Here is a 24018-nt window from a genome sequence, read left to right on the forward strand (position 1 = left end):
GTCAGACCGGCGGTCGGTCAGCCCGGCGGTCAGCCCCGCGGTCGGTCAGCGCGGTATTCGACCCTTCAGGGGTTGATTACTGACGCTCGGAGGCGGCCCGACGGATTCCCGTTGTCGTAGTGGCATCGGTACCCGGTGCACGATCGCCTCGCGCGCCGGGTCGAGCAGCAATTCGACTGCGCGCCTGCCCATCTCGAGGTGCGGAATGGCCACACTTGTCAGCTTCGGCGCCAGCCAGCAGGCGAGATCGGAATCGTCGAACGAGACGACCGAGAAGTCGTCCGGCACGCGGAGCCCGAAGTCCTGGCCGGCCTGGTAGACCCCCATCGCGATCCGGTCGTTGTAACAGATGAACGCCGTCGGCCGGTGACCGGCCGCGAGGTGGTCGTGGACCGCCTGTTGCGCCGGTTCCGGCCACCACAGGGTGTCGATGAAACCGGCGATGCGCGCATCGCTGCCGGCCAGTTCCTCTTCGATGCCGGCGCATCGTTCCACGGCGGCCACCACCGATCGCGGGCGCTCGCCGACCAGCACGATGCCGTCCCGGTGTCCGTGCCGCAGCAGTTCTGCCGCCGCTGCCCTGCCGCCCGCCTTCTCGTCCGGGATCACAGCCGGGAATTTCGTGCTGCTGCACAGGCAGTTGAGCAGCACCACCTGCTGTTCGCGCAGGATGCGCGACACCCGGACGTTCCGGGTGTACAGCGACGCATAGAGAAAACCGCCGACACCGCGGTCGAGCATGCTCTGTACCAGGCGTTTCTCGAGTTCGGGGTCACCCTCGGTCTCGCCGATGAACATCAGGTGGTCGTGCAACAGCGCCGACGCCATGCTGCCGCGGATGAGCTCACCCGCGAACGCCTCCGACGCGATGACGTCCGAGAGCAGCCCGATGGTCTGCGACAGGTTCGTCCGCAGGCTGCGGGCCAGCAGGCTGGGCCGGTAGTTCAGCTCCCTGGCCGCCTTCATCACCCGCTGCTCGGCATCGGAGGAGATCCGCATGTCGCGCCGGCCGGTCATCACGAACGACGCCGTCGTGCGGGACACCCCCGCGCGCTGGGCGACGTCCATCAGGGTGACCCTGGCAGCGCTCATCGGACGTCGGTCCTGATCCGGGTCCGAGGGCAGACGATCACCCTGCCATGGTGCCGCACGGGTGGCCTCGCACGGCGAACCCACGGCGGTGGGTCCGGATCTCCGGGCGCGGGCGGCATGCGGTGGCCACCGTCGGTCCGCTGTCCATCGTTGTCAGTCGTCGGTCAGTCCACGGGGTCAGTCGTCTCTTGGGTCAGTCGTCTGCGGGGTCTTCAGGCGGCGGGACGCACAGCACCGGCCGCGACGACCAGTGCAGCAGCTTGTGCGGGGTCGAGCCGAGGATGGCTCCGCGCAGCGGGCTCTCGCCGTAGGTACCGACGACGATCAGCCGTGCGTCGTGCTTGTCCGCGGCCGCCAGCAGTGCGGCCGCGGGCTTCTCGTCGACCAACTCGACGATGGACGGGACGCCGGCGGCCTTGGTCTGCTCGACGGCGTGCGCGAGTGCGGATTTGCCCTCCTCGGCGAGCGCATGGAGATGCTCGGCGAACTCTTCGCCCATCCGGCTGGGGGGTTCCGCGCCGTACACCAGCACCAGCTCGTCGTTCAGCAGCTTTGCCAGGTCGATGGCGTAGCGGAGCGCGCGCCGGGCGCCCGGCGACTCGTCATACCCCAGGACGATGCTCATCGGCCCTCTCCGTCCCTGTCGGTCGTCCCGGCCGACTTCTTGCCGGGGCCGGCGGCCAGCACCGGGTCCGCGACGCTGCGCTGCTCCTGCCAGTAGCGACCGTCCTTGATGCGCCAGAAGATCATGAACAGGATGCCGGCGACGAAGACGCCCACACCGATCACCAACGGCGGTCCGACGCCGAACCATGCCTCGCCGGTGTACGAGTTCTCCGGGTCGGACATGTCGATGATCGACTCGACCAGCAGCCAGAACAGCAGCACGGCGCCGATCACCGGCCCGACGCCGATCAGGATGAAGTTCTTCACGCTCTTGGTCAGCTCGTGCCGGTAGTAGATGGCACAGGCGATGCCGGTGAGGCCGTAGTAGAAGGCGATCAGCAGGGACAGCGCCGTGAGGGAATCGAACAGCGCGTTCTCGCTGATGTAGTCGACGACCAGATACCAGACGATGGCGATGACGGCCACGGTCCAGGTGGAGACATCAGGCGTGCGGAACCGGGGGTGGATATGGCCCATCGCCTTCGGCAGGGCGTGCCGGCGGGCCATCGACAGGCCGGTCCGCGAGGCCGGGATGATCGTCGTCTGGGTGGAGGCGATGGCCGACGTCGACACCGCCAGCAGCAGCACCCATGACCAGCCGCCCATCGCGCTGTCGGCGAGCGAGGCGAAGATCGCCTCCTCCTCTTCGGCGTTCTCGGTCAGGTAATCGACGCCTGCATAGGCGACCACGGCGATGGCGACGGACACGTAGGTCACCAGCAGCACCACGGTCGATGCGATCGCGGCCCGGCCCGGGGTCGAGCTCGCGCCCTCGGTCTCCTCGTTGAGATTGACCGCCGATTCCCAACCCCAATAGGCGAAGACCCCGAGCAGCAGCCCGCCGGTGAGCGCCGCGCCGCCCGCTCCGAACGGATTGAGCCAACCCCATTCGGGGGTCATGGATCCGAGTTCGCTCGTCCCGGAGAAGGCCGCGTAAAGGGCGGTCGCGGCGAACGCGATCAGCGCGATGACCTGGGCGATGATCAGGATGTCCTGAAAATGCGCCGACAGCTCTGTGCCGATCACGCAGATTGCCGTCATGACCAGGATCAGCGCGACGGTGAGAGCCCGGATCAGCCATTCGTTCTCGACCAGGTCGTCGGCGCCGATGGCCAGCAGGAAATAGGTGACGCCCACGTTCGCCAGTGAGCCGACGACGAGCACACCGGTCATACCGATCGCCCACCCGCCGATCCACCCGAACCAGGGACCCATTGCCCGCGTCACCCAGGAGAATGTCGTTCCGCAATCAGAATCGACCCGGTTGAGGTAGTAAAAGGCCGACGCGATCAACAACATGGGTACGAATGACGCCAACAATGCGCCCGGCGCATAGACACCGAGCAGTGCGACCATCGGCCCGATGATGGCGGCGAGCGAGTAGGCCGGGGACGTGGAGGCCAGCCCGATCACCATCGAGCTGACGAAACCGATGGCACCGGGTTTGAGCGTCGCCTCCGATGAACCGCTGTCCTGCAACGGGTCCGACGGTGGCGGGGTGGCAGCAGGTGGTGTGGCAGCGGGTTCAGTCGCCATCGTGTCCTCCACGCCAGACCCGGAGGGCCATGGCCTCGAGCGGTTCCCGACATCGCTCCGACGCGACGCTGACCCGCGTATCTGTTCTGCCCGGCGATACTGTCCGGTGAAGGGTCATAATGTCACTGCTGAGACCCATTTGCGCAAGGTCCGGTCTCTGACAGTCATTTTTCCGGCCGAAGGGTTCATCCATGCGAGTGTTGTTGGTGGGAGCGGGCGGCGTCGGCGGCTCGATCGCCCTGATCGCCGCTCGGCGGACGTTCTTCGAGGCGATGGTGGTCGCCGACTTCGATGCGGCAAGGGCGGCTCAGGTGGTCGAGATGACCGCCGACCCACGGTTTGTGGCCGCCCGCGTCGATGCGTCGGATGTCGACGCCGTTTCCGCGCTGCTCACCGAGCACCGCTGCGATGTCCTGATGAACGCGACCGATCCGCGTTTCGTCATGCCCCTGTTCACGGCGGCGCTGCGCGGTGGGGCGAACTATCTGGACATGGCGATGTCCCTGTCCAAGCCACATCCGACCGAGCCGTACTCGAAGACCGGCGTGAAGCTGGGCGATGAGCAGTTCGCGCTGGCCGACGAGTGGGAGGCCGCCGGTCAGCTCGCGCTGGTGGGCATGGGCATCGAGCCAGGGCTTGCCGACGTGTTCGCCCGCTACGCCGCCGACGAACTGTTCTCCGAGATCGAGGAACTCGGCGTCCGGGACGGCGCCAACCTCGCCGTGGCCGGCTTCGACTTCGCGCCCAGCTTCTCGATCTGGACCACGATCGAGGAATGCCTGAACCCGCCGGTGATCTACGAGAAGGACCGCGGCTGGTTCACGACGCCGCCGTTCAGTGAACCGGAGGTCTTCGAGTTTCCCGACGGCATCGGCCCGGTCGAGTGTGTCAACGTCGAGCACGAGGAAGTGCTGTTGATGCCGCGCTGGATCGACGCCGGGCGGGTGACGTTCAAGTACGGATTGGGCGAGGAATTCATCACCGTGCTGCAGGTACTGCACAAGCTCGGACTCGACAGCACGACGCCGGTGCAGGTGGGCGACGTGAAGGTCTCACCGCGTGACGTCGTCGCGGCGGTGCTGCCGAACCCGGCGCATCTGGGAGATCGCATGTCCGGCAAGACCTGTGCGGGCCTGTGGGTGAAGGGCACGGGCAAGGACGGTGCCCCGCGGCAGGTCTACCTCTATCACGTGGTCGACAACGAATGGTCGATGCGCGAATACGGTGCCCAGGCCGTGGTGTGGCAGACCGCGTTGAATCCGGTGGTCGCGCTGGAGTTGATGGCGGCCGGAGTCTGGTCCGGATCCGGCGTTCTCGGACCGGAGGCGTTGCCGCCCAAGCCTTTCTTGGAACTCGTCACGGAATACGGTTCACCCTGGGGTATTCGCGAGGACTGATCGGAGCGTCGGCGAGGGTCGAGCGGTGTGACGAACCGACGGGTGGTTGACGACCGGCCACTGCTCCATTCGGGGTATCAGTGATCGCGGAGCGCGCTCCTCGGTGGCATGACATTCGCCTTCCTCGTCCATCCCCGGGTCGACCTCAGCGCCGACATGGCCCGGATCTGGCGGCCGCTCGGGATCCTGCCGACCGCCGTCTACGACGTAGCACTGCGCCGACTACCGCTGCGACCGTTGCCGTTTGCCACCATCCAGCTCGGCGCCGACCACCTGGGTCGACTGGTGCTGGTCCCGTTCGGCGCGGGCCATCTGCTGGCCGACCGCCGGACGGCCGCGCGCAAGGTCGTCGAGGCGGTGGACTGCGCGGTGCGGTCCGGCGCGGATCTGGTGGGGCTGGGCGGTCTCACCGCGCCGGTGACGAACGGGGGCGGGCTGCTGCGGTCGCGCACCGATATCGGGGTGACCAACGGCAATGCCTTCACGGCGGTGATCGTCCACCGGCAGATCCGGCAGCTGCTGGATTCCGCGCGCAGCGGGCGGGTCGCCGTCGTCGGCGCGACCGGCAGCGTCGGCTCCGCTGTCGTCCGATTGCTCGCCCGCGACCGCGACGTCGACGAACTCGTTCTGCTGGCCAGGGATTCGGCACGGCTGGCGTCCCTCGCAGCCGATGTCGGCACCCGAGTGACCGTTCGCACGGCACAGACGCTGGACGCGCTGGCTGGGTGCGACATCGTTGTCCTGCTCACCGCGGCGTCCGGCACGGTGATCCGTCCCGATCATCTCGACATCGGCGTGACGGTGCTCGACGCGACGCAGCCCCGCAACCCCAGCCCGGATCTTGCCGCCGCCAGGCCCGATGTGCTGGTGCTGGACGGCGGCGTTGTCGGTGTCCCCGGATTGAGGGTGCGCGGCGGGTCGATCGGCCTGCCCGACGGCCTGATCTTCGCCTGCCTCGCCGAGACGATGCTGCTCTCCCTCGCCGGTCACCGCGGTCACTTCGCCCTCGGCCGGCCCACCCTCGACCAACTCGATCACATCGCAGCGGTGGCGGACGCCCATCGCGAACTGGGTTTCCTGCCGGCTCCGCCGGCGACGTTCGGCCGGCCGTCCGTCATCCCGGTCGCCGCGCCGTCGGTGTCGCGATGACCGCTCGCCGGCCGACCAGGGTGGTGATGATCGGCGGGGGTTATGCGAGCCTGCACGCGTACCGGGCGCTCGTCCGCAGGATCCCCGCCGACCGGCTGCACATCTGCGTGGTGACGGCCGACGATTGCCACAACTTTCACGGGTTCAGTGCGGAAGTGGTGGCCGGCGTGCTGCCGCTGTCCGTCACCAGAACCAGGCTGACATACCTGCTTCCGCAGGCAGAAGTGCTGCACGGCAGCGCCATCCGGATCGACGTCGACGAGCGCACCGTGCTGCTGCGGCCGGTCGGCGGCGGTGCCGACAGGACGATCCGCTACGACCATCTGGTCGTCGGGGCCGGCGGTCGGGAGCCGGTCGGGTCCGTCGTGGGGATGGCCGAACACGGGTTCAGCCTCCGCGCACCCGGTCAGTTCGAGCGCTGGCTCGAACGGCTCGACTTCGTCGCCCGGCAGACCGCCGGAGCCCCGGCGGCGGAAGGCCTGGCGCCGGTGGTCATCGCCGGAGGCGGGATGGCGGGTGTCGAGATCGCCGCTGCGGTGGCCGCACGGCTCAGGACCGCGGGCAGCGCGACCCCGGTGGTCCTCGCGCATTCCGGCCACCAACTGCTCCCGGCCCTGCGTGCGGAGCACCCGGCGGTCGCCGACCGGGCGGAGCGGGAACTGGTTCGCAGTGGGGTGATCGTGCGTTCGCAGACACGGGTCACGGCAGTCGGACCGAACACTGTCACGTTGTCCAGCGGCGCCGTGCTGGCGCAGGCGGCGGTGTTGGCCACCACCGGTCAGCGTCCGGTGGTGCTGCCGGGCCTGGAAGGCCTGCCGCACGACCGTCTCGGCAAACTGCTGACCCGGCGGACCCTGCAGGTATCGCCGACGGTGTGGGCGGCCGGCGATGCTGCCCGGGTCGCGCACCCGGGCACCGGCCGACCGGTCACGTCGAACGCGTTGTGGGCGATCAAGGCCGGTGGACACGTCGGCCGGAACCTCGCCAGGGTGATCGACGGCCGGAGGCCGAAGTCCTTCACCTACCGGGGACTGGGAGAGGCGATGGCGTTCGGGATCGGCAGGTCGGCCACCGTGCTCTACGGGATCCCCGTCGCAGGGCCGATCGGCTGGCTGCTGCGTTTGAGCTTCTTCCTGCGCTTCCTGCCGGAGCGGAGACGGGCGGGCACGGTTCTCGCCCGGATGACCGCGGCGGCGCTGCGCCGTCGCCCGTCAACGACGCCCGCACTCCGTCAGGAGCCGTCTGCTCCCGGGGCGGTGTCCGCGCGGGCCATCCTCGCGGCCCGCGTCACGTGACTCGCACCGCTCATCGCAGCCCGCCGCCAGGGCGGCATGCCCTCGATCTCGATCTCCAGGGAGAAGCTCAAGATCGTCCTGATGACGACGATCAGCCCGAGAACGGCGACGTTCTCGAGGGTCGGCTCGATCGCGACCGTGTGGATGAGGTCGGCGGCGACCAGGACCTCCAACCCGAGCAGCAGGACCGCTCCGATCGACCGCCGGAGCGTGCCGTAGGCCCGCACGCCGTCACCCGACGTCCGCCATACCTTGATCGTCAGCACGGCGGCCCAGAACAGGCCGATCAACAGGACCGCCGCGCCGATCCCCTCGAAGACCCGGGCGACCTGCTCCATGACCTCCGAGAAGTGCATCGGGACCCTCTGTTCCTAGGCGTTCAGTCGGCGGTCACGCTGGGCGATCCCGGGCTCGCCGTAGGGGTAGTCGGCCGGCTCGGGATCGCTCGCCACATCCAGCGCGGCGATCTCGGACGGATCCAAGTACAGATCCGCGGCCCCGAGGTTGTCGGTGAGCTGGTCGAGCGTGCGAGCACCCAGGATGACGGAGGTGACACCTGGTCGCTCGGCCAGCCAGGCCAGCGCGACCTGGGCCATCGTCGCCCCGCGCCCCTCCGCGACGGTGCGGACCGCGTCGACAACGGCCCAGGTGCGCTCCTGGAGCGAACGGCGGTCGTACGCCTCGACGCCCCGGTCAGGATTCTCACCGAGCCGGGTCGCGCCGGTCGGTGGCGTCTCGCGGCGGTACTTCCCGGTCAGCCATCCGCCGCCGAGCGGTGACCAGGGCAGCAGCCCGAGACCGGCGTCCAGGCATGACGGGACGATCTCCCATTCCAGCTCGCGGACCAGCAGGTTGTACTGGGACTGCTGGGTCACCGGCACGGCGTACCCCGCGGCGGTCGCCAGCGCGACGGCCTTCTGCACCTGCCAACCGGTGAAGTTGGACAGCCCGACGTATCGGACCTTGCCGGCGGTGACCATGTCGTCCAGTGTTCGCAGCGTCTCTTCCAGTGGGGTCACCGGATCCCACGAATGCACCTGGTAGAGATCAACGGTGTCCACTCCCAGCCGTCGCAGAGAGTCGTCGAGTGCCCGCTGCAGGTGCCGCCGGGACAGGCCGACCTCGTTCCGGCCGGGTCCCATCGGGAAACGGCCCTTGGTGGTCAGCACCACCTCGCCGGTGATGTCGGCCGGGCGGTCCTTGAGCCACGCGCCGACGATCTCCTCGGAGACCCCCGCGGAATAGACGTCGGCGGTGTCGATGAAGGTGCCGCCGGCCTCGACGAAGGTATCGAGTTGCTCGTGGGCGCCGGCTTGATCGGTCTCCGCACCGAAGGTCATGGTGCCGAGAGCGAGCCGGGAGACGGCGCAGCCGGTGCGCCCGAGTGTGCGGTATTCCATCGGCACATCCTGACCTGCCGACGCGAGGGAAGCCACAACGGGTGCGGCAGCGGTTGGATCAGCCCCGCGCGCTGCCCACCGCGCGGGGGCCAGCCGTGCTGTGCGGTGCGTGCGACCGCAGCGTGGTCGCGATCGCGTCGTCCAGTGCGGTGGGCGTCGCCTCGAACGTGGTCTGAAGTCGGAAGAGTCAACGATGTACGGCTTCTCGAACTCGGCCTGGGTGACGGCGGGCTGCACCGGCGGCATCCATACCCGTCCCCACCTGAGATCACCGGTCCCCAGCGTGGCCATTGCTGCCGCGACGGCGGGCACGATCTGCCCAGGGGTCTGGCGATCGGTGCCTTCGATCAACTCGCCGCCGACCCGCAGGCTGTCGTCGACACCGGGGTGCTGAGTCTGGAGGACCTCGGCGTCGCCTATCTGCGGTTCGCCGCGCGGCCTTCAAGTCTCTGCCGGCGGGCGCCGCCGAAGAGCTTGCCCGCGATGGCATCTCGAGAGTCATTGCGGGTATCGGTGCGGCACCGAACCGGAAAGCGGTTGCGCGGCAGCCCACGTCACAGCGACGCGAAGGTCGGCGCGGGTAGGTCGGGCGCAAGGAACCGGCGCACGCCCGACGAACCGAGCACTTCTCCCGAGTCGGTCACCAGCAGGAGTTCGTGCCCGGGCGGCCATTGCTCCCGGTCCAGTCGTTCGACGCCGCCCGCAACAACCGCCGTGGCGAGCACGTCGGCCCAGATCAGCGACGGCCCGAGCACCGTCGCCTGGGCGATCCCGATAGCCGGTTCGCGGGTTGCCGGGTCGGTGATGTGCCCACCGCGGTGCGAGCGGCCGGACGTCGCCACGGCACCGGAGACAGCCTGCACGACGGCGAGCAGGCCCTGTGGGTTGTCCGGGTGTTCGATCCCGATTCGCCACGGCAGCGCCTCCGACAGCGAGCGCAGCAACACGTCGCCGCCGGCGTTGAGGTAATGGTCGACGCCCAGGCAGGTCAGCTGCTCGGCGGCCCGGGAGGCCGCCCACGCCTTCACGATCCCGGACGGATCCAACATCCCGGCGGCCCGGATGTCGAACGTGCCGCCGGTGATCCGCTCCGCGACCGCGGCGAGATCCAGCACCTCGGCCACCGTCCGGTCGGCGTCACCGACGCTCAGTTCGCCGCGGCCGATCCGGCTGATGTCGGAATCCGGCCGGTAGGTGCTGAACACCCGGTCCGCCTCCCGCAAGGTCTCCCACAGCGCGTCCACCGCCGTATCGCAACGCGCGAGGTCGTCGGTGGTGGGGCCGGGATCACCGAATCGTAGGTGGACCGAGAACGGCAAGCCCATGATCATGGCCGTACGGACGACGATGCGGCTCACTGCTGGAATCCGGCCGCATCCAGAGCGGACTGCAGCGAGGTGATGTACCCCTCGCTGGTGAACGTCGCGCCGGAGACGCCGTCGATCTTGGCGCTCTGGGCGGCCAGTACCTGCGACCGGAGCAACGGGATGGCCTGGCTGTTGATCTCCCGATCGGTGCGGTCCTGCTGCGGGTATTCCAGCGCGGTGACGTCGGTGATCGCGCCCCCGGTCAGCACCACCTGGACCTGGACGATGCCGTACCGCGTCATCTCCGCTGCACCGTCGACGGTGACCGATTGGGCCGCAGTGGTTGTCGGTGCAGTGGTTGTCGGTGCAGTGGTTGTCGGTGCAGTGGTTGTCGGGGCAGTGGTTGCCGAACCAGCGGTTGTCGGAGGCGCAGCTGTCTGAGAGGTCGACGGCGACGGTGCCGGATCGGGGCCCTGCCCTGTGGTGGTGGTCGCGGTGCCGGCCTGGGTGATCACTTTCGCGGCCGAGACCGCTTCGGCGGCGGTGCTTCCCGAGTGGCCGGTGCTCGTCGGATAGCTGAAGAGGGCCACCAGGGCCGCGAGGGTCGAGAGCACGACCAGGGCGATGCGTCTCATCGCGAGACCTCGATGGCGGTCACCATGCGAACTCCTCGGCATGGACGGACGTGGACGGGATCTTCAGCTCACCGAGCGTCTGCTTCACCTGGGTCATCCAGGGCCCGGGTCCGCACAGGTAGATCTCCCGGTCGCTGAGATCCGGGACGAGCTGGGTGAGGGCGGCGGCGGGGTCAACCTGTCGGTCGCCGCCCCACCACCCGCTGACCTCGGAGCGGTGCCCGACGAGCGAGAAACCCCGGAGGTGGCCGCCGGCGGCGAGTTGGCCGAATTCCCGCACGAAGAGGGCGTCAGCCCCGCTGCGGATGCGGTGCAGCACAACGACGGACGGCCGGCGAAAGCCCCGATGGCCCATGGCGGCCGGCTCGGCCAGCACCGCTTCGGCGATGCCCCGCATGGTGGTGACCCCGACGCCGGCCGCGATCAGCAGCACGTCCCGGTGCCGGCGGCGGGCAGGATCCATGACTCCGTACGGCCCCTCGATCAGCACCCGTGAGCCGGGCCGCAGCGTCGTCAGCGCTCTTGTGCCGTCACCGCTGGTTCGCACGGTGATGCGCAAGCGAGTCGAGGTCGGCACGGCGGACACCGTGAACGGGTGCGCGCGGGTCCAGCCGGGACCGCCGAGGAACCGCCACTGGCAGAACTGGCCGGCCCGCAGGCCCAACCGATCGAGGTCGTGGCCGGACATCACGATCGACAGCACGTCAGCAGATTCGCGGACAACGGTCAGCACCCGGATGTCGTGCCGCAGCGATCGGACCACGGGCGTCACCACCCGCCACAGCACCAGCGCGGCGGCCGTCGCACCCCACAATGCCCACCAGAAGGCGGTCGCCAGTGGGGATCCGACGAAGTCAGCACCGGTCCACAACTGGTGCGGCAGGGCGAGGCCGACACCCAGGTAGGCGTACAGGTGGATCAGGTGCCACGACTCGTAGCGGAGCGAGCGCCGTGCGACGCGGATCGAGGTCACCACCACGGCGATCAGGGCGACGGTGCCCGCGGCCGCCAGCAGTATTCCCGGGTAGATGGTCAGGAGCTGCCAGAATTCGGCGAGCACGCCGCTGTCCGCGGCGGCGGCGTAGCCGAGGACGATCAGCACGATGTGCGCCAGCATCAGATCGAACGAGGCGAAACCGACCAGCCGATGCTGCCGGGCCAGCACATCCTGTCCCCAGATGCTCTCCAGCCAAGGGATTCTCGCCATCAGCAGGACCTGGATCAGCAGCAGGTAGGAAGCGATCAGGCCGGTGAGGCGCCCGATCTCGGTTTCCCAGCCGCCGCGGCCGGAAAAGCCATCGATTCCGCCCCCGCCGAACCAGAGGGCCACAACGAAGGCCAGGCCGGTGATTGCGAGGCCGATCACGACGGCGGCGATCACCTGTCGTCGACGGTGGCCGCGCCGGCCCGGATCGCCGGTGAGCGGGACCGCGGGAGCGGAGCGCGTGGGCCGGCCGGTCACAGTCATGGTTGCCGTCCTTGCGTCGAGGGCGGAGTGCACCGCCGACTTCGATGGTGGACACCTGTCATCAGAGTGATCTCAGAAGCACCCGTGCCACCATCACCGGGTGACCGAAACCACGTCTGTCGACGCCGACGGCGTCGGGCCCACCGAGCCGAACAGGCCCCGGCTGCTGCTGGTCGAGGACGACCGGGCGCTCGGCCCGCTGCTCGTCGAGGTACTGACCGAACAGCACGATGTCGACCTGGCGCGGGACGGCCAGGCGGGCCTGCACCTCGCGCTCACCCGGCCGTACGACGTGATGGTGATCGACCGGGGGCTTCCGGCCATCGACGGGATCAGCCTGATCGGCCGGCTGCGGGCGCGGGGCATCAGCTCCCCGATCCTGATCCTGACCGCGCGGGGGACCGTTGCCGATCGGGTCGAAGGCCTTGATGCGGGTGCCGAGGACTATGTGGTCAAGCCGTTCGAGATCGACGAACTCCTCGCCCGGTTGCGGGCTCTGTTGCGCCGGCACTCCGAGACCGCGGCGATGGTGTCCGTCGGACGCCGGAGGCTCGACGTGGCGGGGCGCCGTGTGGTCGGAGACGGCGCCGATGCCGTCGAACTGTCCGGCAAGGAGACGGCCCTGCTGGAAGTGCTGGCGCGCCGTCCCGGGCGGGTGTTCACCCGGCCCGACCTGTTGCAGATGGTGTTCGACCCGCAGGACGGCCAGGGCACCGTCGACACCTACGTCTACTACCTGCGACGCAAACTGGGCAAGGACATCGTGCAGACCGTTCACGGCCTCGGTTACCGACTGGGAGCGGTATGACGGTGCGGCGCTCCCCCCGGGCCGAGCGCCAACCCGACGCGGAACTGCTCAGGGCGGCCGCGCGGCGGATCGCATGGCAGATCTCCGCGGCCTGCGCCATCGTGGTGGTGCTCGTTGCGGTGGTGGCGCTGTCGGTGGGGCAGTTCAGGCATTCGCGACCGCCGCGCCCCGGCCTGCGGGACGACGACTGGGACGACGTGCTTCGCGAGACGCTGATCATCTCCGCCGTCGTCGGCATCGTGATCGCAGGTGTCGTCGGGTTCCTGGTCGCCCGGCGCGCGGTGGCGCCGCTGGGCGAAGCCCTTGCGCTGCAACGTCGATTCGTCGCTGACGCGGGACATGAGCTGCGGACGCCGCTGACGGTGCTGCACACCAGGGCGCAGTTGCTGGCGCGACGAATGCCGGCCGACGACCCGTCCAGGCCCGCCGTCGACCAATTGCTGGACGACTCGAGGGTGCTCGGCGAGATCGTCGACGAGATGTTGGAGAGCGCCGCCCTTGCTGCCGACCCCGGCCGTGGTGAACCCGTCGACGTCGACGACATCGCCAGGGAAGTGGTTGCCGCCATGGACATCCTGGCCGACAAGGCCGACGTCTCGCTGGAGGTCGAAGCGTCGTCGGGTCGCCTGGTGCGGGCGTCGCGGAGCGCCCTGCGACGGGCGATCACCGCACTCGTGGACAACGCTCTGTCGCACACACCGCCAGGCGGCCGTGTCGTGGTGGCGAGCGCGGCGGACGCGGGCCGGGTTCTCATCTCGGTGACCGACAACGGCGAAGGTCTCGCCGGTGACGACGCCGCCAAGCTGACGGAGCGTTTCGCGCGCGGCCAGGGTTCGGCCGGTGGGGTCGGCGGCACCCGCCGGTTCGGGCTCGGTCTGTCGCTGGTCCGCGAGGTGGCCGCCGCCCACGGCGGCGCGCTCACCCTGGACGAGGCGCAGGGTGGCGGGGTGCGGGCCGTCATCGACCTTCCGACACTGACCGACATGGAACGACTCTGACCGCGATCTCACACCCGCGACGTCGCCGTCCGCTCGTCGGACAGTCGCTGCAGAAGGGTGTCGACCGCCTCCGGAGCGAGCACCGCCTGGATCACCATCGCGCTGGCACCGCGGACGCCGGCGCGGGCGCCGGTACGGCTGCGGGAGATCCGGAGATGCTGGGTGGCCAGCGGCGGTGAGCGGTGGTAGACCACCTCCCGCACCCCGGCGAGCAGGTGCTCGCTGGCCTCGGCGATCGGGCCGCCGATCACGATCACCGAGGGGTTGAGCAGGTTCACGCAGGTAGCGAGTACCGCGCCGACGTCCCGACCGGCCTGGCGAACCTGTTGCAGGGCAGCCGGATCGCCGCTACGGACCAGTTCGACGACGTCGGCGGTGGAATCGGCGGCGACGCCCAATTCCCGCAGCCGGGCCGCGATGGCGGGCCCGGCGGCGACCGCCTCCAGGCAGCCCACATTGCCGCAGGTGCACAGGGCGGTCGATTCGCCGGCCGCCCGCACATGCCCCAGGTCTCCGGCGGACCCCTGCGCCCCGCGGTTCAGGGTGCGGTCCGACACGATGCCCGCACCGATCCCGGTGGCGATCTTGACGAACAGCAGATGACCGTCGCCGGGCCAGCCCTCGTCGAATTCACCGAGCGCCATCAGGTTGACGTCGTTGTCCACCAGGACGGGGGCGTCGATGTTGCGGCGGATGTAGGCGGGGATGTCGAAACCGTCCCAGCCGGGCATGATCGGCGGATTGGTCGGCCGGCCCGTCGCGAATTCCACCGGCCCCGGAACGCCGATGCCGACGCCCGCGACGTCGGCCACCGAACGCCCGGCCGATTCGAGGATGCCCGTCCAGGCCTCCCACAGATGATCCAGAACCTTCTCCGGCCCGTCGGCGATTCGCAGCGGCTCGGTGGAATCACCGATCAGGCCGGCGCCGAGGTCGGTGACGGCCAGGGTGACATGGGTGGCGCCGAGATCGGCGGCCAGCACGACCCGGCAGTGCGGGTCGAAAGCGATCCTGCTCGGGGGCCTGCCCCCGGACGACTTGGCCTCGCCGGCCGGGACGACCAGCCCCGCGGCCAGCAACTCGTCGACCCGTGCGGTGATGGTTGATCGGGCCAGCCCGGTGAGCTCCGCGAGTTCGGCCCTGGTTCGCGCCCGACCGCCCCGTAACAGCTGGAACAGGTCACCGGACGCAAGAGATCCGGGACGCGACGCCGTCATCGGCACAGCTAAGCACAGAGTTCGCTGCGTCGACCAGACAACTTGTGGATCACGGTCGACTGCTTTTGCTTGACCAACATACGAAACTGTGGCTACGGTCACGTCATGCCCCCGGTCGAGGAAGACCACAGCGCCGCTCCGCTCCTGGAAATGCGTGGAATCGTCAAGGTTTTCCCTGGCGTTCGCGCACTCGACGGGGTCGACCTGGACGTTCGTGCCGGAGAGGTGCACTGCCTGCTCGGCCAGAACGGTGCCGGTAAGTCGACGCTGATCAAGGTGATGGCCGGCGCCCACTCCGTCGATGCCGGCGAGGTGCTGTGGCAGGGCGAGCCGGCGTCCCTCGCCTCCCCGGTCGCGGCGCTCAAGCAGGGCATCGCCACGATCTACCAGGAACTCGATCTGGTCGACTGGCTCTCGGTGGGAGAGAACATCTTTCTCGGCCATGAGCTCGCCACGGCCGGATTCTCGCAGCGCGCCGAGACCCGCCGGCGCGCGGCCGAGCTGATGGCCCGGTTGGGGCATCCGGAGATCTCGCCGTCCAGGGAGGTCGGCTCGCTGTCCGCCGCCGGGAAGCAGATCGTCTCGGTCGCCAGGGCGCTGTCCAGGGACGCGCAACTCATCGTGATGGACGAGCCGTCCGCTGTGCTGGACGGCGAGGAGGTCGACAACCTCTTCCATCTGATCGGCGACCTCTCCAGGGCAGGCGTTGCGGTGGTGTACATCTCGCACCGGCTCGAGGAGATCCGCCGCATCGGCGACCGGATCACCGTCCTCAAGGACGGCCGGACGGTCGCCACCGGGCTCGACGCGAGGACCACCCCGACGTCGGAACTGATCCGGCTGATGACCGGCCGGTCGATCGAATACGTCTTCCCGCCGCGCTCCGGGCTCCCGCCGGCGGCAGGGGTGGAACCGCTGCTGTCGGTGCGGGACCTGTCCAGGGCGGGGGAGTTCCAGAACGTCGGATTCGACGTCCACCCCGGCGAGATCGTCGGCCTCGCCGGACTTGTGGGTGCGGGCCGCAGCGAGATCATCGAGACGATCTTCGGCGCCCGGCGCGCCGACAGCGGAACCGTTGCGGTGCAGGGGGCCACGCTGCGCCGGGGGTCCGTGCGGGCGGCCGTTCGAGCCGGTGTCGGACTTGCCCCCGAGGAGCGGAAGTCCCAGGGGCTGATCCTGGATCAGGCGGTCTATCACAACATCTCGATGGCGGCGATCGGCCGGTTTGCTGCTGGGGGGTTCACCAGGGATGCGGCGGAACGTGACGCCGCAATGAAGGTGGCGGCGACCGTCGACCTGCGGCCCGCCGACCCGGACCGCGTCACGAGGACACTTTCCGGCGGGAATCAGCAGAAGATCGTGCTGGCCCGCTGGTTGTTGCGGCAGTGCAAGGTGCTGCTGCTGGACGAGCCGACCCGCGGTGTCGATGTCGGCGCCCGCAGCGAGATCTACGTGCTCATCAGGGAACTGGCCGACTCGGGGGTCGCCGTGGTGGTGGTGTCTAGCGAGGTGGAAGAGGTGCTCGGTCTCGCCGACCGGGTGCTGGTGGTCGCGGGCGGACGGGTGCTGCATGACGGCCCCGCCGCCGGTATCAACGAGAACCAGGTCCTGGACCTGGTGATGGGAGGGACCGCCGCATGACGGACAAGAGCACGGAGGGTGGCCGGCTGACCGACCCGGCCACCGACGTCCACCAGCCGGCCCGATCCATGCCGCCGGACATCGCGCCGACGGTGACCGGCGATCGGCCGCGGAGGGCGCTGCCTTCCGGTGTCACCAGGAATCTCGGCCTGGTGATCGCGCTGGTGCTGCTGTGCATCGTGGGATTCATCAGCGCGGGGGACCGGTTCGCCAGCACCGACAACCTGCTGACGATCCTGCGGCTCGCCTCGGTGATCGGCGTGGTGTCGATCGGCATGACGTTCGTGATCACCGCCGGTGGCATCGACCTCTCGGTCGGCGCGGTGGTCGGACTGTCATCGGTGTGGGCGACGACATCGGGCACCCAGATGCTGGCCAACGACATCCACTGGTCGATCGTCGTGACCACCTCGCTGCTGGTCGGCACCGCGGCCGGTCTGCTGAACGGGCTGATGGTGGCGTACGGGCGGATCGTGCCGTTCATTGCGACGCTTGCCATGATGGCGGCCGCCCGCGGGCTGGCCGAGATCATCGCGAACCGACAGACGCAGATCATCAGGGTCAACGGCTTCCTTGACGTCTTCACCGGGAGCCTGTTCGGTATTCCGGTCATCGTCTGGGTCTTCGCCGCGGTCGCCGTCGCCGGTTGGATCCTGTTGAATCGCACCACGTTCGGCCGGCGGACTTTCGCGGTCGGCGGGAATCCCGAAGCCGCCAGGCTCGCCGGAATCCGGGTCAAACGGCAGACCATGATGCTCTACGGATTGGTGGGCCTGTCGGCCGGCATCGCGGGCGTCATGATCATGGCGCGGACGACGGCGGGATCGTCGACCCACGGCACGCTGTACGAACTGGACGCGATCGCGGCGGTCGTCATCGGTGGAACGCTGCTGTCGGGCGGTCGCGGCACCATCGTGGGCACCGTGTTCGGCGTCCTCATCTTCACCACCCTGACCAACGTGTTCACCCTGAACAACCTGTCGATTTCAGCCCAGGCCATTGCCAAGGGCCTGATCATCGTCGCTGCCGTCCTGCTGCAGCAGCGGGTCGCCGCACGGTCCCGCGGGGGCTGATCTCGATTCCTCTCCCGCAGCAGCGCAATCAGCCCTTTGGTCAGGTCCGCGGACCGCACCGATACCGAACCCCTCTGTTCTTCGTCACGACGCAGTGAAGGAGCACCACCATGTCCCGTACCTCCCGCATCACCCGCACCATGGCGATCGTCGCCACCGGCGCGCTGGCGTTGACCGCGTGTACCAACTCGTCGAACACCGCCACCAGCAGCACGACGTCGGCCGCGACCAGCGCCGCTGGGGACAGTGCCGCGGCCAGCGCGCCGGCCGGTGGATCCGCGGCCGGATCGGCCGGCGCCAGTGCCGCGCCGGCGTCCGGTGAGAAGATCAAAATCGGGTTCTCGGCCCCGGCGGCCGACCACGGCTGGATGGGTTCGATCACGAAGTCCGCGGTGGCTGAGGCCGAGGCGCTCGGCGATGTCGACCTGGTCGTCGCAGAGGGCACGAATGACGTCAACCTCCAGATCAGCCAGGTGGAGACCTTCATCAACGACAAGGTCGACGCCATCGTGCTGCTGCCGTTCGACGGTGCCGCCATGACCGATGTGGCGACAAAGGCGATGAACGCCGGTATTCCGGTGATCAACGTCGACCGTGAGTTCTCCAGCCCGTTCGCCGCGCGGAGCACCGTGTTGGGCGACAACTACGGGATGGGTGTCTCGGCGGGCACATACATCTGCGAGCAGCTCGGCGACAAGCCGGATGCGGTCGTGGCGGAGATCGCCGGTATCGACTCGCTGCCGTTGACGCAGGACCGTTCCAAGGGCTTCGCAGATGCACTTGCCGACTGTGGGCTGAAGGTGTCCAACCGGGTGGCGGCGGAGTTCACCGTCGAGTCCGGTGAGGCCCAGGCCTCCAACCTGCTGCAGGCAGCGCCGAAGATCGATGCGCTCTGGAACCACGACGACGACCAGGGTGTCGGCGTCATGGCTGCGATCAAGAACGCCGGTCGCGACGAGTTCTTCATGGTGGGCGGCGCCGGATCGGCCAACGTCATGCGCGACATCCAGGCCGACAACACGGTGCTGAAGGCGACTGTGATCTACCCCTCCACTCAGGCCGCTGACGGGATCCGGCTGGCCCGGCTGCTCGTCCAGGGCGAGTCGATGGGTGACCTTGTCGAGGTCGAGGTGCCCCGCGAGGTCAAGCTCTACGCACCTGTGGTGACCAAGGAGAACGTGGAGCAGTACCTGCCGAGCGCCTTCGAGTCCTGACCTGCTTTCATCGGATGCTCTGCTCTGATCAGATGAACTGCCGGTCGGACGACGAAGGGACAGCGAGATGACTACCGCCGGAACACCAGTGGTGCGGGTGGCGATGATCGGGCACGCGTTCATGGGGGCAGCCCACTCCCAGGCCTGGCGCACCGCCGGGCACGTCGCCGAACTGCCGCTACGTCCGGAGATGGCGCTCGTGGTGGGCCGTCGCAGCGACTCCGCTGCGGCGGCGGCGGACCGGCTGGGCTGGCAGGACAGCACCGACGATTGGCGGGCGGCGATCGCCAGGGACGACATCGACATCGTCGACATCTGCACCCCTGGCGACACGCACGCCGAGATGGCCATCGCCGCACTGGCCGCCGGCAAGCACGTGCTGTGCGAGAAGCCGTTGGCCAACACCGTTGCCGAGGCGGAGGCCATGGTGGCGGCGGCCCGCAACGCGCCCGGCCGGCAGGCGATGGTGGGTTTCACCTACCGGCGCACACCGGCGGTGGCCCTCGCCAGGGAAATGGTCGCCGACGGCATCATCGGGTCCGTCCGTCAGGTGCGCGCCCAGTACCTGCAGGACTGGCTGGCCGACGAGGAGGCGCCGCTCACCTGGCGGCTGGACAAGGAACGGGCCGGCTCCGGGGCGCTCGGCGACATCGGCGCGCACATCATCGATGCGGTCGAGTTCGTCACCGGGCATCGGCTCACCGGGGTGTCCGGGCTGACCGAGACGTTTGTCAAACAGCGGCCGCTGCCCGCCGCCGCAGACGGCGGGACCGGCGCGACCATCGGTGGCACGGCCGGTGAGGGCTACGGCCCGGTGACCGTTGACGACGCGGCTGTCTTCTTCGGCCGGCTCGACTCGGGGGCGATCGCCGCCTTCGAGGCGTCCCGTTTCGCACTCGGTCGCAAGAATGCGATGCGCTTCGAGATCAACGGCAGCGTAGGGTCTCTCGCGTTCGACTTCGAGAACATGAACGTGCTCGAGCACTTTGACGGGCGCCGACCGCCCGCGGAGTCCGGGTTCACCCGCATCCTGGTGACCGAGCCGACCCACCCGTACCTGTCGTCCTGGTGGCCACCCGGGCACGGCCTCGGCTACGAGCACGGTTTCACCCATCAGGTGATCGATCTCGTCCGGGCGATCGCCTCCGGCGACCCGGCCCGGCCGACGTTCGCCGACGGCTTGCACGTGCAGCGGGTGCTCGCCGCGATCGAGGCAAGTTCCGCCGCCGACAGCAGTTGGCAGTCCATTCCCGATGAGGAGCACTGACATGGCCCGCCCGATCACCCTGTTCACCGGCCAGTGGGCTGACCTGCCGTTCGAGGAGGTTGCCAGGCTGGCCTCCGAATGGGGCTATGAAGGTCTCGAGATCGCTTGCTGGGGAGATCATCTGGATGTCTGGCGAGGCGCGGAGGACGACGCCTACATCGCCGGCCGAAAAGAGATCCTCGACCGCTACGGGCTGTCCGTCTACGCGATCTCGAACCATCTCAAGGGCCAGGCCGTCTGCGACGACCCGATCGACGCACGGCACCGCGACATCCTGCCCGACCGCATCTGGGGCGACGGCGATGCCGAGGGTGTGCGGCAGCGGGCTGCCGAGGAGATGAAGATGACCGCGCGGACCGCCGCCCGGCTGGGTGTCGACACCGTGGTCGGCTTCACCGGATCGTCGATATGGAAGTACATCGCCATGTTCCCGCCCGCATCCCAGGCGCTGATCGACGCCGGCTACCAGGATTTCGCGGACCGCTGGAACCCGATCCTCGACGTCTTCGACGAGGTGGGCGTGCGGTTCGCCCACGAGGTCCACCCGAGTGAGATCGCCTACGACTACTACACCACCGAGCGCACGATGGAGGCGATCGGTCACCGGCCGGCGTTCGGTCTCAACTGGGATCCGAGCCATTTCGTCTGGCAGGGGCTCGACCCGGTGATGTTCATCTGGGATTTCAAGGACCGCATCTACCATGTCGACTGCAAGGACGCGAAGCTCCGCACCGGCAACGGGCGGCGGGGTGTGCTCGGCTCGCACCTGCCGTGGGCCGATCCCCGGCGCGGGTGGGATTTCGTGTCCACCGGGCACGGGGACGTGCCGTGGGAGGACTGCTTCCGGATGCTGAACACGATCGGTTACACCGGTCCGTTGTCCGTCGAGTGGGAGGACGCCGGGATGGATCGGTTGGTCGGCGCACCCGAGGCGCTCGCCTTCGTGAAGTCGCTGGCCTTCGATCCGCCATCTGCGGCGTTCGACGCGGCTTTCTCAAGTCAGGGCTGAACCTTTCGGGGAAGCGACCGGTTTGGATGGCACTCAGGATTGCGAGAACGCGACAGCCAACTCGGTCCTGGTGCGGAGCCCGCGTTTGCGCAGGGCGCTGCTGACGTGGTGTTCGACGGTTTTCGGGCTCAGGAACAGCGCGGCGGCGATCTCCTTGTTCGACAGCCCGCGAGCCACCATGATCGCGACCCTGGTCTCCTGCGACGTCAATGCATCACCCGGAACGGATCCACGGCGGGCATGCTGACCGCTGGCGGACAGTTCCGCTCGTGCGCGGGCCGCCCACCCGTCGAGTCCCATTGTCGAGAAAGCATTTTCGGCCGTCCGCAGGTAGGACCTTGCGTCGATCCGCCGGCCCGTCCTGCGTAGAGCAGTGCCGTGCGCCAGGTGCGTCCGGGCCGTCTCGAACGCGTTCGACCCGGAGGCGTGGGCCTCGTGGGCGCACGCGAAAAAGTTCTCCGCCTGCGCGTGGTCATCGGACGTCATCGCGCGCACCCTCCAGGCCTGACCGCGGATGGTCGGATCCGCCGACGCTGAATGAAGGGCGGCGTGCCTGTCCGCCAGTGCGACGGCGTCGGCCCGCCGTCCGAGTCCGAGGTAGGCCTCCACGAGTTCGGGGGCGACGCCCAGCTCGTAGTCCCCGCGCGGGAACCGACCACCGTCGGCGGCGATCCGGGCCTCGAGCACCTCGACGACGCGTGCCAGGTCTCCCCGGCACAGTGCGGCATAGGCGTCGACCAGTTCGACGTGGACTGCGGTACCGACTATCTCGGCTCTGTCGTCGAGTTGCCTGGCCCGGGCCAGCGAGCTCGCTGCCTGATCGTGTTCGCCGCGCGCGGCGAGCTCCCACGCCAGGACGGCGTAGGCCATGGCAACGTCGGTGACGAACCCGAGTTCTTCGCCGATCTCCACCGCTTCCCCGGCATAGGCGTACGCGATCTCGTGCCAGCCGAACTGATGGGCGGCGCCGGCGGCCAGCAGACTGAGTGCGAGCGGCAGGACACCCAGAGCTCCCATGTCCCGCGCTGTGTCGAGCCGGCGGTCCAGGAAGCCGAGGATCCGGGCCGGTTCTCCCATCCAGGCAGGGGCCAGCATCGCCGTCGACAGATATCTCGGCTCGTCTCGTAGGACCGGGTCGGTTTCCAGGAGTTCCAGGGCTCGCGACATGGGTGGGTGAGCGAGGTCCCATTCCCCACCGAAGGCCAGCGCTGCCCCGGAGGTGTAACAAGCGAGCATTTCCTGCTCCGGTTCGGCCGGGTCGGCATATTCGCGGAGCGCCGCGGCAGCAGCAGCCATGCCTTGTGCGGAACTCAATCGGTAACTGGCATTCGCCAGTTCGGCGAGCGCCCTGAGCCGGATCACGCCGGTGCCGAGCCGCGCGGCCTGATCGAGGAGTTCGCGGGAGCGCGGGACCGAGCCGGCGTACTGCTCGAGGGTCCCCAGGGTCAGCAGTGCATGCGCTCGAGCATCCGGGTCATCGGCGTCCGCCATGACCAGCCCAGCCAGCCGGCGGGTCGCGGTCGTGTCACCACTGAGGAGGGCGTTCTCGGCTGCCGCGCTGTAGCAATGCGCCTGCCGGGCAGCTGATGACGTGAGTTGACCGGCCCGCTCCTGCAGGGCGGCGGCGGCAGCGAAGCCGCGTCGCCGCTGTTCCCGCTCCGCGGCGGCCAGGAGTTCGGTCGCAACCTCGTCGTCGAATCCGACCGCTGCTTCGGCGAGATGCCTGGCCCGTAGTGCCGGTCGCTCCGCGAGAGTGGCCGCCAGTGCCGCGTGCGCCGCTCGGCGCGCATCGGGTGTGGCGAGTTGGATGGTGATCGACCTGAAGAGCGGATGGCGAAAGAGGTAGCGGCCGTCCGAGAGTTGAATCACGCCGGCCTGTTCCAGTTCGCCGACGGTGCCGACAGGATCGAGACCCTGCAGTTCCAGAGCCGCGCCGATCTGTCCGGCCTGGCCGTCGATGGAGACGGCGGCAAGGAGCAGAGCCTGCCGACCCGCTGCCGACAACGGCATGAGCGAGAGTTCGAAACCTTGTGTCAGGCGTTCGCCCAGCAACAGGGTGGGTGGCAGCACCGCCGACCCCCGCCGCTGTGCGGGGCTCAGTTGCGGGGCCAATTCCGTCAGTGCCAGCGGGTTGCCGCCGGTGATGCCGGTCAACTGTTCGGCGACAGCCGCGGACACGGTCGGGCCGAGAATCAACTGGCACTCACGGGTATCGAGTCCGCCGACCAGCAGATCCGTCACACCGGTCAGTTCAGGGGCGTCACTCCCGGACCGTCTCGCGAACACGAACGCGACCCGATCATGCTGCAGCCTGCGCGCGGCGAACGCGATCGCCCGTCGTGACTCGCGATCCACCCACTGGAAGTCGTCGACCACCACCAGCACCGGGCGCCGTTCCGCGGCGGCGGCGAGCAGCGACAGCGTCCCGACGGCGACCAGATACGGGTCCGGTCCCGCTGTGCTGGTCGTCGTCGCCCGGCCCAGCGCGACGTCCAACGCTTCGCGCTGTGCTCCGGCCAGCTCACCGAGATGTCCGGCGATGTCGTTCAGCAGGTCGCCCAGGCCGGCATGACCCAGCGCGAGCTCGGATTCGATGCCAACGGTCCGCAGCCGGAGGAAGTCGGCACCGGCGGCGTACGCCGCCTGGAGCAGGGTGGACTTGCCGATCCCCGGGTCACCCACCAGACAGAGCGCAGCGCTCCGGCCGCCCCGCGCCGAATCCAGGGCGGCAATGATGGCCGCGAGTTCAGTGTCCCGACCGACGAGCACGTGCCGAACCTATATCGGTACGAAGCGGGCGTCACCAGCTCGGAGGTCGAGTTGGGGGATTTGCCCCACGCGAGCGG

General features: G+C 69.0%; 20 protein-coding genes. 10 read left to right on the top strand and 10 right to left on the bottom strand.

Annotation, left to right across the window (positions count from 1 at the left end; all coding sequences use genetic code 11):
* Positions 1–45: 45 nt before the first annotated feature.
* The 3 genes from ACVBEQ_RS11135 to ACVBEQ_RS11145 all read right to left on the bottom strand — a co-directional run bounded on the left by ACVBEQ_RS11135 (position 46) and on the right by ACVBEQ_RS11145 (position 3294).
* Positions 46–1092, bottom strand: a complete 1047-nt coding sequence (locus ACVBEQ_RS11135) for a LacI family DNA-binding transcriptional regulator (protein WP_447153192.1) — start codon at positions 1090–1092, stop codon at positions 46–48.
* Positions 1093–1285: 193 nt separating this feature from the next.
* On the bottom strand, positions 1286–1717 hold the full coding sequence (locus ACVBEQ_RS11140) for a universal stress protein (protein ID WP_447153193.1): 432 nt from the start codon (positions 1715–1717) through the stop codon (positions 1286–1288).
* Positions 1714–3294 carry an APC family permease gene (locus ACVBEQ_RS11145; RefSeq protein WP_447153194.1) on the bottom strand — a complete coding sequence of 527 codons (1581 nt, stop codon included), beginning with the start codon at positions 3292–3294 and terminating at the stop codon, positions 1714–1716. The genes ACVBEQ_RS11140 and ACVBEQ_RS11145 overlap by 4 nt, the downstream gene beginning before the upstream one ends.
* Before the next feature lie 191 nt (positions 3295–3485).
* Here ACVBEQ_RS11145 and ACVBEQ_RS11150 point away from each other — a divergent pair, with 191 nt between their 5' ends.
* The 3 genes from ACVBEQ_RS11150 to ACVBEQ_RS11160 all read left to right on the top strand — a co-directional run bounded on the left by ACVBEQ_RS11150 (position 3486) and on the right by ACVBEQ_RS11160 (position 7135).
* Entirely contained in the window at positions 3486–4691 is a 1206-nt protein-coding gene (locus tag ACVBEQ_RS11150) for a saccharopine dehydrogenase family protein (protein WP_447153195.1), read from the top strand.
* Between the two features lie 108 nt (positions 4692–4799).
* Positions 4800–5840, top strand: coding sequence for an NAD(P)H-binding protein (locus ACVBEQ_RS11155; protein WP_447153196.1), 1041 nt, complete (start codon positions 4800–4802; stop codon positions 5838–5840).
* Entirely contained in the window at positions 5837–7135 is a 1299-nt protein-coding gene (locus ACVBEQ_RS11160) for an NAD(P)/FAD-dependent oxidoreductase (RefSeq protein ID WP_447153197.1), read from the top strand. The genes ACVBEQ_RS11155 and ACVBEQ_RS11160 overlap by 4 nt, the downstream gene beginning before the upstream one ends.
* Here ACVBEQ_RS11160 and ACVBEQ_RS11165 read toward each other — a convergent pair.
* The 5 genes from ACVBEQ_RS11165 to ACVBEQ_RS11185 form a co-directional block, all read right to left on the bottom strand.
* On the bottom strand, positions 7072–7491 hold the full coding sequence (locus ACVBEQ_RS11165; protein WP_447153198.1) for a DUF1622 domain-containing protein: 420 nt from the start codon (positions 7489–7491) through the stop codon (positions 7072–7074). The two genes, ACVBEQ_RS11160 and ACVBEQ_RS11165, sit on opposite strands and share 64 nt — an antisense overlap.
* 15 nt (positions 7492–7506) lie before the next feature.
* Positions 7507–8535, bottom strand: coding sequence for an aldo/keto reductase (locus tag ACVBEQ_RS11170; RefSeq protein WP_447153199.1), 1029 nt, complete (start codon positions 8533–8535; stop codon positions 7507–7509).
* Between the two features lie 554 nt (positions 8536–9089).
* Positions 9090–9893: an FAD:protein FMN transferase gene (locus ACVBEQ_RS11175; RefSeq protein ID WP_447153200.1), complete on the bottom strand. Its 804-nt coding sequence runs from the start codon at positions 9891–9893 to the stop codon at positions 9090–9092.
* Positions 9890–10477, bottom strand: coding sequence for an FMN-binding protein (locus ACVBEQ_RS11180; RefSeq protein ID WP_447153201.1), 588 nt, complete (start codon positions 10475–10477; stop codon positions 9890–9892). Before ACVBEQ_RS11180 ends, ACVBEQ_RS11175 begins: the two co-directional genes overlap by 4 nt.
* Positions 10478–10496: 19 nt before the next feature.
* Positions 10497–11945, bottom strand: a complete 1449-nt coding sequence (locus ACVBEQ_RS11185) for a ferredoxin reductase family protein (RefSeq protein WP_447153202.1) — start codon at positions 11943–11945, stop codon at positions 10497–10499.
* 100 nt (positions 11946–12045) lie between these two features.
* Between ACVBEQ_RS11185 and ACVBEQ_RS11190 the strand changes: the two genes are divergently transcribed.
* Both ACVBEQ_RS11190 and ACVBEQ_RS11195 read left to right on the top strand, forming a co-directional pair.
* Entirely contained in the window at positions 12046–12753 is a 708-nt protein-coding gene (locus ACVBEQ_RS11190; protein ID WP_447153203.1) for a response regulator transcription factor, read from the top strand.
* Complete coding sequence (locus ACVBEQ_RS11195; protein WP_447153204.1) at positions 12750–13751, top strand: sensor histidine kinase; 1002 nt, start codon at positions 12750–12752, stop codon at positions 13749–13751. Before ACVBEQ_RS11190 ends, ACVBEQ_RS11195 begins: the two co-directional genes overlap by 4 nt.
* 8 nt (positions 13752–13759) lie before the next feature.
* Here the strand turns inward: ACVBEQ_RS11195 and ACVBEQ_RS11200 are convergent, their stop codons facing one another.
* Positions 13760–14968: an ROK family transcriptional regulator gene (locus tag ACVBEQ_RS11200; protein ID WP_447153205.1), complete on the bottom strand. Its 1209-nt coding sequence runs from the start codon at positions 14966–14968 to the stop codon at positions 13760–13762.
* Positions 14969–15073: 105 nt separating this feature from the next.
* Here ACVBEQ_RS11200 and ACVBEQ_RS11205 point away from each other — a divergent pair, with 105 nt between their 5' ends.
* From ACVBEQ_RS11205 to ACVBEQ_RS11225, 5 genes are all read left to right on the top strand, one after another.
* Positions 15074–16609: a sugar ABC transporter ATP-binding protein gene (locus ACVBEQ_RS11205; RefSeq protein ID WP_447153206.1), complete on the top strand. Its 1536-nt coding sequence runs from the start codon at positions 15074–15076 to the stop codon at positions 16607–16609.
* Positions 16610–16677: 68 nt separating this feature from the next.
* Entirely contained in the window at positions 16678–17682 is a 1005-nt protein-coding gene (locus tag ACVBEQ_RS11210) for an ABC transporter permease (RefSeq protein WP_447153268.1), read from the top strand.
* A 110-nt stretch (positions 17683–17792) separates the two neighbouring features.
* On the top strand, positions 17793–18896 hold the full coding sequence (locus tag ACVBEQ_RS11215; RefSeq protein ID WP_447153207.1) for a substrate-binding domain-containing protein: 1104 nt from the start codon (positions 17793–17795) through the stop codon (positions 18894–18896).
* A 67-nt stretch (positions 18897–18963) separates the two neighbouring features.
* Complete coding sequence (locus ACVBEQ_RS11220; protein ID WP_447153208.1) at positions 18964–20163, top strand: Gfo/Idh/MocA family protein; 1200 nt, start codon at positions 18964–18966, stop codon at positions 20161–20163.
* A 1-nt stretch (position 20164) separates the two neighbouring features.
* On the top strand, positions 20165–21172 hold the full coding sequence (locus ACVBEQ_RS11225) for a sugar phosphate isomerase/epimerase family protein (protein ID WP_447153209.1): 1008 nt from the start codon (positions 20165–20167) through the stop codon (positions 21170–21172).
* 33 nt (positions 21173–21205) lie between these two features.
* On the opposite strand, the gene ACVBEQ_RS11230 is transcribed toward ACVBEQ_RS11225, so the two are convergent.
* A complete protein-coding gene (locus ACVBEQ_RS11230) occupies positions 21206–23941 on the bottom strand; it encodes a helix-turn-helix transcriptional regulator (protein ID WP_447153210.1) in 2736 nt (911 codons plus the stop codon).
* Positions 23942–24018: the final 77 nt, after the last annotated feature.

Source organism: Nakamurella sp. GG22 (genome assembly GCF_052976845.2).

Coding starts and splice junctions, on each gene's coding strand:
- ACVBEQ_RS11135 (WP_447153192.1), bottom strand. CDS start 1,092: ATGAGCGCTGCCAGGGTCACCCTGATGGACGTCGCCCAGCGCGCGGGG.
- ACVBEQ_RS11140 (WP_447153193.1), bottom strand. CDS start 1,717: ATGAGCATCGTCCTGGGGTATGACGAGTCGCCGGGCGCCCGGCGCGCG.
- ACVBEQ_RS11145 (WP_447153194.1), bottom strand. CDS start 3,294: ATGGCGACTGAACCCGCTGCCACACCACCTGCTGCCACCCCGCCACCG.
- ACVBEQ_RS11150 (WP_447153195.1), top strand. CDS start 3,486: ATGCGAGTGTTGTTGGTGGGAGCGGGCGGCGTCGGCGGCTCGATCGCC.
- ACVBEQ_RS11155 (WP_447153196.1), top strand. CDS start 4,800: ATGACATTCGCCTTCCTCGTCCATCCCCGGGTCGACCTCAGCGCCGAC.
- ACVBEQ_RS11160 (WP_447153197.1), top strand. CDS start 5,837: ATGACCGCTCGCCGGCCGACCAGGGTGGTGATGATCGGCGGGGGTTAT.
- ACVBEQ_RS11165 (WP_447153198.1), bottom strand. CDS start 7,491: ATGCACTTCTCGGAGGTCATGGAGCAGGTCGCCCGGGTCTTCGAGGGG.
- ACVBEQ_RS11170 (WP_447153199.1), bottom strand. CDS start 8,535: ATGGAATACCGCACACTCGGGCGCACCGGCTGCGCCGTCTCCCGGCTC.
- ACVBEQ_RS11180 (WP_447153201.1), bottom strand. CDS start 10,477: ATGAGACGCATCGCCCTGGTCGTGCTCTCGACCCTCGCGGCCCTGGTG.
- ACVBEQ_RS11185 (WP_447153202.1), bottom strand. CDS start 11,945: ATGACTGTGACCGGCCGGCCCACGCGCTCCGCTCCCGCGGTCCCGCTC.
- ACVBEQ_RS11195 (WP_447153204.1), top strand. CDS start 12,750: ATGACGGTGCGGCGCTCCCCCCGGGCCGAGCGCCAACCCGACGCGGAA.
- ACVBEQ_RS11200 (WP_447153205.1), bottom strand. CDS start 14,968: ATGACGGCGTCGCGTCCCGGATCTCTTGCGTCCGGTGACCTGTTCCAG.
- ACVBEQ_RS11205 (WP_447153206.1), top strand. CDS start 15,074: ATGCCCCCGGTCGAGGAAGACCACAGCGCCGCTCCGCTCCTGGAAATG.
- ACVBEQ_RS11210 (WP_447153268.1), top strand. CDS start 16,678: ATGCCGCCGGACATCGCGCCGACGGTGACCGGCGATCGGCCGCGGAGG.
- ACVBEQ_RS11215 (WP_447153207.1), top strand. CDS start 17,793: ATGTCCCGTACCTCCCGCATCACCCGCACCATGGCGATCGTCGCCACC.
- ACVBEQ_RS11220 (WP_447153208.1), top strand. CDS start 18,964: ATGACTACCGCCGGAACACCAGTGGTGCGGGTGGCGATGATCGGGCAC.
- ACVBEQ_RS11225 (WP_447153209.1), top strand. CDS start 20,165: ATGGCCCGCCCGATCACCCTGTTCACCGGCCAGTGGGCTGACCTGCCG.